The 12,306-nt window shown below is 41.9% G+C and carries 10 protein-coding genes; 2 read left to right on the forward strand and 8 right to left on the reverse strand.

Going from position 1 to position 12,306, the window contains the following annotated elements; translation table 11 throughout:
* Positions 1–100: 100 nt before the first annotated feature.
* From fusA to glf, 8 genes are all read right to left on the reverse strand, one after another.
* Positions 101–2,218: an elongation factor G gene (gene fusA, locus NKF87_RS12135; RefSeq protein ID WP_055281945.1), complete on the reverse strand. Its 2,118-nt coding sequence runs from the start codon at positions 2,216–2,218 to the stop codon at positions 101–103.
* An 18-nt stretch (positions 2,219–2,236) separates the two neighbouring features.
* Positions 2,237–2,707, reverse strand: a complete 471-nt coding sequence (gene rpsG / locus NKF87_RS12140) for a 30S ribosomal protein S7 (RefSeq protein ID WP_022415687.1) — start codon at positions 2,705–2,707, stop codon at positions 2,237–2,239.
* A 180-nt stretch (positions 2,708–2,887) separates the two neighbouring features.
* Entirely contained in the window at positions 2,888–3,310 is a 423-nt protein-coding gene (gene rpsL, locus NKF87_RS12145) for a 30S ribosomal protein S12 (protein ID WP_055281947.1), read from the reverse strand.
* A 96-nt stretch (positions 3,311–3,406) separates the two neighbouring features.
* Positions 3,407–3,964, reverse strand: a complete 558-nt coding sequence (locus tag NKF87_RS12150; RefSeq protein WP_117598182.1) for a VanZ family protein — start codon at positions 3,962–3,964, stop codon at positions 3,407–3,409.
* 73 nt (positions 3,965–4,037) lie between these two features.
* A complete protein-coding gene (locus NKF87_RS12155) occupies positions 4,038–4,976 on the reverse strand; it encodes a nucleotidyltransferase family protein (protein ID WP_117598181.1) in 939 nt (312 codons plus the stop codon).
* A 112-nt stretch (positions 4,977–5,088) separates the two neighbouring features.
* Positions 5,089–6,927, reverse strand: a complete 1,839-nt coding sequence (gene glmS / locus NKF87_RS12160; protein WP_117598180.1) for a glutamine--fructose-6-phosphate transaminase (isomerizing) — start codon at positions 6,925–6,927, stop codon at positions 5,089–5,091.
* A gap of 89 nt (positions 6,928–7,016) precedes the next feature.
* Positions 7,017–8,405 carry a phosphoglucosamine mutase gene (gene glmM / locus NKF87_RS12165; RefSeq protein WP_055281955.1) on the reverse strand — a complete coding sequence of 463 codons (1,389 nt, stop codon included), beginning with the start codon at positions 8,403–8,405 and terminating at the stop codon, positions 7,017–7,019.
* A 148-nt stretch (positions 8,406–8,553) separates the two neighbouring features.
* Positions 8,554–9,684, reverse strand: a complete 1,131-nt coding sequence (gene glf, locus NKF87_RS12170; RefSeq protein WP_055281957.1) for a UDP-galactopyranose mutase — start codon at positions 9,682–9,684, stop codon at positions 8,554–8,556.
* 203 nt (positions 9,685–9,887) lie between these two features.
* Between glf and iorA the strand changes: the two genes are divergently transcribed.
* Together iorA and NKF87_RS12180 are read left to right on the forward strand one after the other, a co-directional pair.
* Positions 9,888–11,711: an indolepyruvate ferredoxin oxidoreductase subunit alpha gene (gene iorA, locus NKF87_RS12175; protein WP_253583618.1), complete on the forward strand. Its 1,824-nt coding sequence runs from the start codon at positions 9,888–9,890 to the stop codon at positions 11,709–11,711.
* Positions 11,704–12,282: an indolepyruvate oxidoreductase subunit beta gene (locus NKF87_RS12180; RefSeq protein ID WP_117598176.1), complete on the forward strand. Its 579-nt coding sequence runs from the start codon at positions 11,704–11,706 to the stop codon at positions 12,280–12,282. Before iorA ends, NKF87_RS12180 begins: the two co-directional genes overlap by 8 nt.
* The last annotated feature ends 24 nt before the right edge of the window (positions 12,283–12,306 follow it).

Genomic DNA, 12,306 nt, shown 5'->3' on the forward strand with positions numbered 1-12,306 from the left:
TTAATTTAGTGCCATATGGCATATTAACAAATTGTTCGTTTGCTCGGCTACATTTGATTATATTTCAAATGTAGCACTTTTTCAAGCATTTTATAAATAATTAGTCATTTTTGCTGGATAAAATCTTTTCCTGTACTGACTTCGGTACTGGCTCGTATTTCTCGAAGAACATTGAGTAGTTACCACGTCCCTGTGTTCTGGAACGTAAGTCTGTAGAGTATCCAAACATTTCTGACAATGGAACGAATCCACGAACGATCTTTCCGCCGCCGAGGTCATCCATACCTTCGATACGTCCACGACGTGAGTTAATGTCTCCAATAACGTCACCCATGTACTCTTCCGGCATAGTAACTTCCACTCTCATGATAGGCTCAAGAAGAACCGGAGATGCCTTCTTCATAGCGTCCTTAAATGCAAGAGAACCTGCAATATGGAAAGCCATTTCACTTGAATCGACTTCATGGTAAGAACCGTCATATACGTTAGCCTTAAGACCAACAACCGGGAATCCTCCAAGGATACCAGACTGCATAGCCTCTTCGATACCTTCACCTACAGCCGGGATATATTCCTTCGGAATAGCTCCACCAACTACAGAAGATTCGAATTTGAATGTTTCCTCACCGTTAACATCCATTGGCTCGAATTTAACTTTACAGTGTCCGTACTGTCCACGTCCACCTGACTGTTTTGCATATTTGCTGTCGACATCAACTGGTTTTGTAAATGCTTCTTTGTAAGCAACCTGAGGAGCACCTACATTAGCTTCTACCTTGAACTCACGAAGAAGTCTGTCTACGATAATTTCAAGATGAAGTTCTCCCATTCCAGCGATGATTGTCTGTCCAGTCTCCTGATCAGTATGAGCACGGAATGTAGGGTCTTCTTCAGCCAGTTTTGCAAGAGATTCACCAAGTTTACCCTGGGAAGCTTTTGTCTTAGGCTCGATAGCAAGCTCGATAACTGGTTCTGGGAATTCCATTGATTCCAGAATTACAGGATGCTGCTCGTCACAGATTGTATCACCTGTTGTAGTGAATTTAAATCCGATAGCAGCTGCGATATCACCTGAATATACTTTATCAAGCTCTTCACGTTTGTTGGCATGCATCTGAAGGATACGTCCAACACGCTCTTTTTTATTCTTTGTAGCATTCAGTACATAAGAACCTGAGTTCATTGTACCAGAGTAAACTCTGAAGTATGCCAGTTTACCTACGAATGGGTCTGTCATAATCTTGAATGCAAGTGCTGAGAACGGCTCTTCATCTGAAGAATGTCTTACAACCTCATTACCATCCTCATCCACACCATCGATTGGCGGGATATCTGTTGGTGCAGGCATGTACTCAAGGATTGCATCAAGAAGTTTCTGTACACCTTTGTTTCTGTAAGCTGAACCACAGCAAACAGGAACTGCTGTACACTCGCATGTTGCTTTTCTGAGTGCTTTCTTCATATCTTCAACAGATGGTTCTTCACCTTCCAGATACTGCATCATCAGATCATCATCAAGATCGCAGATCTTCTCTACCATTTCTGTATGGTAAAGTTCTGCATCATCTGCCATATCTTCCGGGATATCTGTAACAGAAATGTCATTTCCCTTATCATCGTTGTAGATGTAAGCTTTCATTTCCATCAGGTCAATGATTCCCTTGAAGTCATCTTCTTTACCGATTGGTAACTGAAGACAAATAGCGTTCTTTCCAAGTCTGGTCTTAATCTGGTCTACTGCATTGTAGAAATCAGCACCCAGGATATCCATCTTATTGATGAATGCCATTCTTGGTACATTGTATGTGTCAGCCTGACGCCATACGTTTTCTGACTGAGGCTCAACACCACCCTTAGCACAGAAGACGCCGACAGCGCCGTCCAGTACACGGAGTGAACGTTCAACCTCTACAGTAAAGTCAACGTGTCCCGGAGTATCAATGATGTTGATACGGTGCTCAAGAGCTCCCTTTTTAGGTTTTGTGAACTCTTCGAGTGTCCAGTGGCATGTTGTAGCCGCAGAAGTGATTGTGATACCTCTTTCCTGCTCCTGTTCCATCCAGTCCATGGTAGCAGTACCTTCGTGAGTATCTCCAATCTTATAATTAACACCGGTATAGTACAGGATACGCTCGGTAAGAGTTGTCTTACCAGCATCGATATGTGCCATAATACCGATATTTCTTGTTCTCTCTAATGGATATTCTCTTCCAGCCAAGATTTTTTCCTCCTATAATTAGAAACGATAATGAGCAAATGCTTTGTTTGCTTCTGCCATCTTGTGCATGTCTTCTTTCTTCTTTACAGATGCGCCTGTATTGTTTGCTGCATCCAGGATTTCGTTAGCCAGTCTTTCTTCCATTGTTTTCTCTCCTCTAGCACGAGAGTATACTGTCAGCCAACGAAGTGCAAGAGTCTGTCTTCTCTCAGGTCTAACCTCGATCGGTACCTGGTAGTTAGCTCCTCCGATACGTCTAGCCTTTACCTCAAGTACTGGCATGATGTTATTCATAGCCTCTTCAAATACTTCGATAGCTGGCTTTTCGGCTTTTGCTTCAACTCTTTCAAACGCTCCGTATACGATTTTCTGTGCAACACCCTTCTTACCATCAAGCATAATGTTGTTGACAAGCTTGGTTACCACTTTATTGTTGTATACTGGATCCGCTAATACGTCTCTTTTCTGAGTATGTCCTTTACGTGGCACGGTCCTTCCCTCCTTAAACATCTTAATTTAATTCATCGGTACTCACATGTGTCTTTCTAATGATACTGTGTAGTGCATAGGGCATACATATATATACCTTGCAACTTACATAATCATAGTTCTGTTTGTGATTACATTTTTAATTGGTTTGAAATCTTATCTGTTGTCTATGCAATAGATTTATTTCTTAGCATCTTTTGGTCTCTTAGCACCGTATTTAGAACGAGCCTGTCTTCTCTTAGCAACACCTGCTGTATCAAGTGTTCCTCTTACGATATGATATCTTGTACCTGGAAGGTCTTTTACTCTTCCTCCACGGATCAGAACAACACTATGCTCCTGAAGGTTGTGTCCTTCTCCCGGGATATAGCTTGTTACTTCGATTCCGTTAGACAGACGTACTCTGGCGATCTTTCTAAGAGCTGAGTTAGGTTTCTTAGGTGTAGCAGTCTTAACAGCTGTACAAACACCTCTCTTCTGTGGTGCAGAAGTATTCGTACTTCTCTTCTTTAAAGAGTTGTATCCTTTCTGAAGTGCTGGTGCTGTAGACTTCTTTACAGATGTCTGACGTCCTTTTTTTACTAACTGGTTAAATGTTGGCATTTCTTTCACCTCCTACGATTATAATAAGTTGCTTATTCATCTTGTGAATAGTCGCACATCAAAACAAAACGTTCCCATGCACGCTTGTTTAGTTTATTACGAATCATGATTCTTGTCAAGGGATTTCCCTTGATTTTTCACGTTTTTTGCCACTTTTTTCTTTTCATTATATTTCGCGATCTGATGCTTTATCAGGCTAAACAGCACGATACCTGTCAGTATGCCTGCACTGTCAATACAGACATCCCTGAACTGACAGCTGCGCCCAGGCACGAATAGTTGATGGAATTCATCTGTTGCTGCGTATGCCGTACCTGCACACCAGCATAATAATCTGTTCTTTTTTCCCTGATCTTCCGCAAAAGAGTACGCAGTCCCCAGCATCAACACACCAAGGACTGCGTATTCCGACGCATGCGCACATTTGCGTACCGGGAAATCTATCTTTTCCGCAAACTGCTCCTGTTTATCTTCCGGCCAGGATCTGTACTCCGGAATCACGATATTTCCAATCAACTTTCCGACGGAGTGGCTCATTACCGTCGATTCATCTGCCTTTTTTGCTGAAAATGAAAAAATCACCGTCAGCCATATCAGCATAAGAAACAGCCAGATAATTCCTGCCTTATTTCTCTTTCTCCTGTTTTCCGTCATATTCTTTCCTGTCTTTTTTCTTCCTGTTCAATCACATGCTTTCGATATCATACCTGCGGTTATATCCCGGATATTACGCCTTAAGATCTGCAAACAGATCTTTCTGATATACACCGTCTGCAATCAGTTTTGCAAATGACTCTACTACAACCGGTTTGTCTTCTTTATAAGTTACGCCAAACCATTTGTCCTGTGTCTCCAGAAGTCTGACACTTACTGTTCCCTTTTTCAGAAGTTCATCAATATAGATCGGGAGCAGATATTCACCTTTCAGTTCTTTTGCTTCATCCCCTTTGATATTCTCAAAGAATTCTACAAATCCTTCCTCCAGAAGTCCTACAAACTCCGGTGTCAGTCCCCACATATTCATCGATACATGTGCATTTACATCAATTCTATTTCCCTGAGATTCTGCTCCGTCTGATGTCTTTTTGATTTCATAAGTTTCTACGACATCTGTCAGATAATCATTCTCATCTACTGCACAAATTCCTCTTGTAACAGTTCCGTTATCACTTAAAGTATTGCCGAGAATGAATCCGGCCATGCAAAGTTCTTTTGATTTTTCCGGTGTATAATTTTCCACAAGGAACTCATGAATCTTTACAAATGCTTCTTTTCCATAATAGTCATCTGCATTAATAACTACGAATGGCTCTTTGATAATATCTTTACATACCAGTACCGCCTGTCCTGTTCCCCACGGCTTGCTTCTCTTGGCCGGCTTTTCAATTCCTTTCGGGAGATCATCCAACTCCTGATATGCATAAGCAAATTCTATGTTCAATTCATTACAGATTCCTTCAATTCTTTTTCCGATCGCATCATGAAATGCATCTTTGATATCCTTACGAATGATAAATACTACTTTATTAAATCCGGCCTCTATTGCATCATGAATGGAATAATCCATAATGATCTCCCCATTTGGGCCTACCGGTTCCAGTTGCTTAATTCCGCCGCCAAAACGCGAACCCATTCCTGCAGCCATAATGACTAATGCTGTTTTCATAATTCTCTTTCTCCTTTGTTTATTTGTCTTTTTTACAGTTAAAATCAGTATAGCACAAAAAAGCGGGATATACCATGACTGTTTATCATGCCATATCCCACCCTGTTCATTTCTATTCTACTGTTACACTCTTTGCAAGGTTTCTCGGTTTATCTACATCCAGACCTTTTGCTACTGATACATAATATCCAAGTAACTGAAGCGGAATAACTGCAAGTGATGTTGCAAAATGAGGGTCTGTCTTTGGAATGTATACAGAAAAATCTGCGTTTTCTTCAATATTATAATGTCCAAATGTTGTAAGTCCCATCAGATATGCGCCACGGCTCTTACACTCTACCATGTTGCTCAGTGTCTTTTCATATAATTCCGGCTGTGTCAGTACTCCGATAACCAGTGTACCCTCTTCAATCAGGGAAATCGTTCCGTGCTTCAATTCTCCTGCTGCATATGCCTCCGAATGAATATAGCTGATTTCTTTCATCTTAAGGCTTCCCTCAAGGGAAATCGCATAATCAATTCCACGACCGATAAAGAAAATGTCTTTCGCATTCACCTGTTTGGATGCAAACCACTGAAGTCTCTCTTTATCCTCGATAATTCTTTGAATTTTCTCCGGAATGCTCTGAAGTTCTTCAATATATCCGGTATACTGTTCTTCTGTAATCTGTCCTCTGATCTTTGCAAACTGAATTGCAAGTGTATAAGCTGCGATCAACTGTGTGCTGTATGCTTTTGTTGTCGCAACTGCAATCTCCGGTCCTGCCAGTGTATAGTATACATTGTCTGCCTCTCTGGCAATAGAAGAACCGATTACATTCACGATACCAAGTGTCTTTACTCCCTGTTTCTTTGATTCTCTGAGTGCTGCCAGACTGTCTGCGGTCTCTCCTGACTGGCTGATAATGACTACCAGTCCTTTCGGATCAAGAATCGGATTACGATAGCGGAATTCTGATGCAAGTTCTACACGTACCGGAATTCTTGCCAGATCTTCCATGACATACTGTGCTGCCACTCCGACATGATATGCCGATCCACATGCCACGATATAAATCTGGCTGATCTCTTTGATCTCTTCTTCCGAAAGTCCGACCTCTGAAAGATCAATCATTCCGTCTTTTATAACAGAATTCAGTGTATCTGAAACTGCCTTTGGCTGCTCATGTATTTCCTTGATCATGAAATGCTCATATCCTGATTTTTCTGCTGCCTCTGCGTCCCATTCAACCGTCTTTAATTCTTTTTCAATCTCTTCTCCATCCAGGTTATAGAATGTAATCTCACCTTTACGGACACGTGCCATCTCCTGGTTACCGATATAGTATACATCTCTCGTATATTTCAGAATTGCAGGAACATCGGAACCAATATAGGATTCTCCGTTCGCAACTCCAAGGATCATCGGACTGTCCTTTCTTGCTACGTAGATTTCTTCCGGATAATCTCTGAACATAATTGCCAATGCGTAGGAGCCTCTGATCCGTACCAGCGCATGATTGATCGCATCTACCGGAGTCCCTTCATATTTTTTATAATAATAATCGATCAGTTTTACTGCTACTTCCGTGTCTGTCTCAGAATAGAATGTATACCCTTTACGGACAAGTTTATCCTTTAATTCCTGATAGTTTTCAATAATACCATTATGAACAGCCACAACATTTCCATCATCACTTGCATGAGGATGTGCATTATTCTCAGATGGTTCTCCATGTGTTGCCCATCTTGTATGACCGATACCGCAGGTTCCTTTTACGGATTCACCATCATTCGTCTTCTCAGCAAGAACTTTCAGTCTGCCTTTTGCCTTAATGATCTCTGCATCTGCACTGCCGTCACGTATAGCAATTCCTGCAGAGTCGTAACCACGATATTCCAGTTTTGACAAACCATCCAACAAGATCGGTGCTGCCTGGTGTTCACCTGTAAATCCTACAATTCCACACATAATTCGTTTTTTCTCCCTGTATTATTCTTAATATAATCTATTCCATTTCTGGTATTTATGTATCTTATCTCCGCCTCAGGTCCGCTGCTTTAGCCGATCACATATCCTTTTTTCTTAACGACATCTACAACCTGATCTACATATTTTTTACAGATTTCTTCTGTCTCTGCTTCTACCATAACTCTGAGAAGTGGTTCTGTTCCGGATTCCCGCACAAGGATACGTCCGGTATCTCCAAGGGCTTCTGTTACTGCCCGTACCGCGCTCTGTACATCCGCATCGTCCTGCGCTGCTTTCTTATCTGTCACACGTACATTCTCCAAAACCTGTGGATAAATATGAAGCCCTTCCATGAGTTCACTCATTTTCTTCTTTCTTGCCATCATAACTTCCATCATCTTAAGACTGGTAAGGATACCGTCTCCTGTGGAAGCATATTTTGAGAAAATAATATGGCCGGACTGTTCTCCTCCGAGAATGCATCCATTGTTTGTCATATATTCGTATACATATTTGTCTCCGACTGCAGTCTTTGCATAATCAATCCCTGCCTCATCGAATGCTTTGTATAATCCAAAATTAGACATAACTGTTGTAACGACCGTATTGTTTTCCAGTTTGCCACGTTCTTTCATATATTTTCCATAAATATAAAGAATTGCATCTCCATCTATCAGATTCCCTTTTTCATCTACACAGAGACATCTGTCAGCATCTCCGTCATATGCAAATCCAACATCCAGACCATTCTCGGCAACAAATTTCTGCAGGCCGCCGATGTGCGTAGATCCTGCATTGTTATTGATATTCGTTCCGTCCGGCTCTGCATTGATTACATATGTCTTGGCTCCAAGTGCATCAAATACAGACTTTGCCAGATTCCATGAACTTCCGTTCGCACAATCCAGTCCGACTTTCACACCCTTGAAAGAATAAAGTCCAAGTGAAATCAGATATCCGATGTAACGGTTTCTTCCTGATACATAGTCTACCGTACGTCCGATCTTAGATGTATGTGCAAATGGAATCTCCTCATACTTTTCCCCAAATACTTCCAGTTTGCCATCCAGATAGTCTTCTACCAGTGCGATCGTTCCCTCATCCATCTTCTCGCCATTACCGTTGATCAGTTTGATTCCGTTGTCATAATACGGATTATGACTTGCAGAGATCATGATCCCGCAATCAAATTCATCCGTTCTTGCCACATAAGCAACAGATGGTGTTGTTGTAACATGAAGCAGGTAAGCATCTGCTCCCGATGCAACAAGTCCACCTACCAATGTATATTCGAACATGTAGCTGGAACGTCTCGTATCCTTTCCAATTACAATACGTGCCGGTGTATCATCACCATTCTGACGTTTTATTTCTCCATAGTACCATCCGAGAAATCTTCCGATCTTGTACGCATGATCTGCTGTTAAGTTATTATTGGCTTCGCCACGGAAACCATCTGTTCCGAAATATCTTCCCATATCTATTCTCCTAAAATAATATATCGTCTATCTTTCACAAAGCAACTGCCCCCATTATAGTTGGTATTAGACTCAAGTTCAAGCAAAAATGGCAAAAAAGTATGCATATGTGCAAAGACAATTGCTTCTATGCATACTTTTTTCATTATTACCCGGTTATAATTCCGAGTTCCTTTTCACAGAGTTCTAACGCTGATGCTATGACAGCATCCATATCATAATATTTATATTCCCCTAGACGGCCTCCGAAGATCACGTTCTCTTCTTTTTCCGCTAATTTTTTGTATTCTGCGTACAATGCTCCATTTTTTTCATCATTGACCGGATAATATGGTTCGTCACCCAATTTCCATTCAGAGCTGTATTCTCGGCTGATCACAGTCTTTGGAATATCATTTCCTTCTGAATCCTTTCCAAATTCGAACCACTTATGCTCGATGATACGTGTCCAAGGCGTCTCTCTGTCTGTGTAGTTTACAGCTGCATTCCCCTGGAAATTCGGCTTGTCTAAAAGTTCCGTCTCAAATCTTACAGAGCGGTACTCCAACGTTCCGAGTTTATATTCAAAATAAGCATCTATCGGTCCTGTATAAACTACTTTTTCTGCCAGCGCATCTAATTCCTCTTTATGCTCCAGATATTCTGTGTTCAGACGGATCTCTATGCCATCCAGAAGATTCTCTACCATCTTCGTGTACCCTCCCACAGGAATTCCCTGATACATTGCATTGAAATAATTATTGTCGAATGTCAGACGCACCGGAAGTCTCTTGATAATAAATGCCGGAAGTTCTGTGCAGTCACGTCCCCACTGCTTCTCTGTATAACCCTTGATCAATTTCTCATAGATATCTCTTCCAACCAGTGAAACTGCCTGTTCTTCCAGATTCTTTGGCTCTCCCGTAATTTCCTTTCTCTGCTCTTCTATCTTCGCTTCTGCTTCTTCCGGTGTCACCACTCCCCACATCTTGTTAAATGTATACATATTAAAAGGAAGTGAATATAACTCACCCTTATAATTCGCTACCGGTGAATTCGTAAATCTGTTAAACTCCGCAAACTGCGTGATATAATTCCATACTTTCTTATTATTTGTATGAAAAATATGTGCACCATACTTATGTACATGAATTTTTTCTACATCCTCTGTATATACATTTCCCGCAATATTCGGACGTTTATCAATTACCAGAACAGATTTCCCCGCTTTTTTTGCTTCACGAGCAAACACTGCCCCATATAATCCTGACCCGACTACTAAATAATCATATTTTTTCATCTTACATACCTCTTTTTATTTTCTGATACCTGTCACAATCTATCTGGTAGTGTTATTCTATCATATCCTTGTATTCCCGAAAAGACATTCTTCGTTTCCCTTGCTTTATTCCACTTTATCACGTTACCAAAAGATTGCATTTTTTTATCAGACATATTATACTATTTAAATAACGAATTCGTACAATTAGAGGTGATATGATTATGCATAAAGAATTTTTAATGGGAAATGCAGCAATTGCCCTCGGTGCAGTTGCTGCCGGAGTTAATGTCGTAGCCGGTTATCCCGGAACCCCTTCTACGGAAGTTCTGGAAACTATAGCAAAACACCGGCCGGATGATGTGTATGTGGAATGGTCCGTGAACGAAAAAGCGGCCATGGAACTGGCTGCCGGAGCTTCTTATGCCGGTGCAAGATCCATGGTAACCATGAAGCAGGTCGGATTAAATGTTGCTTCCGATCCGCTGATGAGTCTCGAGTACGTCGGGATCAAAGGCGGAATGGTCATTCTCGTAGCAGATGATCCGGGTCCGATTTCTTCTCAGACAGAGCAGGATACCAGACATTTTTCCAGATTTTCCAAGCTGCCTTGCTTTGACCCATCTTCGGCACAGGAAGCTTATGAGATGATCCAGGAAGCTTTTGAATATTCAGAAAAATACGGTACTCCGGTATTCTTACGTCCAACCACACGTGTCTGTCATGGCTACGCGTCTATCATGGTAAAAGATGAGACAGAATATACCCACCACCAACCGGAAGGTTTTATCAAAGATTCCAAACGCTGGGTTATCTTTCCTAGATTATCTTTCATGAATCACAAAAAAATCGAAGCACGTAACCAGGAATTATCCGATATCTTTTCTTCTTATGAGAAAAATACGATTCATCCATCCTGCGATGCTTTCAAGGATTCAAAAAAAGGAATCGCCACCGGAGGGATCAGCTATACCTACACGATGGAAACATTAAAAAAGACCGGTATGGTAAAGACTTTAAAAATTGCCACGCCTCATCCATTTCCGGAAAAATTAGCAGTAGATTTCCTTTCTGGACTTGATGAAGTTCTCTGCCTGGAAGAACTTGATCCGGTTATCGAACGTGAGCTGATCTATATATGCGGAAAATATCATCTTCCAACCAGAATTAGCGGAAAACTCAGTGGTCATACTGCCTGTGCCGGAGAAAACACCCGTGACACTATAACTACCTATATTAATACATTCCTTGGTCTTACCTCCCCTGTCACCACTGATTTTCCGGAACCGCCGGCACTGCCGGTCCGCCCGCCGGTACTTTGCGCCGGATGTCCTCACAGAGCTTCTTTCTACGCCGTAAAAAAAGCTATGAAAGGAAAGAAAACCGTTTTCTGCGGGGATATCGGATGTTATACGCTCGGAAATGCCCTTCCTCTCGATATGGTTGATACCTGTCTGTGTATGGGTGCCGGATTGAATATCGCACAAGGTATCGAAAAAGTGGAACCTGACACCACATGCTTTGCGTTTGTCGGAGACTCAACCTTCTTCGCCTCTGCGATCACAGGTGTTGTCAATGCCGTGTACAATCAGGCGAATATGATACTGATCGTTCTGGATAACTCTACCACAGCCATGACCGGACATCAGCCACACCCTGGAACCGGCCGCACAGTGATGGGGGAGATCGTGCAAAAAATTAATATCGAACAAGTCCTCCGCGGAATCGGCGTTACAGATGTTAAGACTGTAAATCCGCTGGATTTGAACTCATCTGTAGCATGCGTCCGGGAAATGGCTGATAAGACAGGTGTAAAAGCTATTATATTCAAATCACCATGTATAGCCATCACCAAGCCGGAGTTTTCTCTTCATATAGATGCCGAAAAATGTATCGGATGTAAAAAATGTATCCGTGAACTTGGATGCCCTGCCATTGTACTTGACAACGGTAATGTCTGCATTGATGATACGATGTGTACCGGCTGCGGATTATGCAGTCAGGTATGCCCTACAGCTGCTATTATAGGAGGTAAAAAACATGAATAATCAAAAAAACATTGTCCTGTGCGGCGTCGGCGGTCAGGGAACCGTCCTCGCTTCCAAACTTCTTGCCGCAGCAGCTATGAGTAAAGATATTCCTGTCATGAGTGCCGAGACCATCGGTATGGCTCAGCGTGGTGGTAGTGTATTCAGTCATCTTCGTATGGGTGATAATCTCTATTCGCCAATGATCGAAACAGGAACTGCCGACCTGATCATCGGCTTCGAACCAGGTGAGACAGTCCGTATGCTTCCCTATCTCAAAGACCACGGACATATTGTTGTCAGCACCCGAGCTGTAAAACCAGTTACTGCTACCTTAAGCGGATCAGATTATGATGCACCTCAGATGCTTGAATATCTAAAAGCGGCTGTTCCTAATCTGACTCTTGTAAATGCAGATCAGGCATGTGCAGACATTGGTTCTTCCAAAGTACTGAACATGGTGCTTCTTGGCGCAGCCATACGGACCGGAGTACTGGACTTTACAATCTCTGAAATAGAAGACATTATGAAATATACACTTCCCGAGAAATTCCATGAAATGAATCTCCGGGCATTAAACTATAACATATAACAAAGAAAGGCAGGAACACGACAT

The organism is Dorea longicatena (assembly GCF_024168045.1).
Lineage (GTDB): Bacteria > Bacillota > Clostridia > Lachnospirales > Lachnospiraceae > Dorea_A.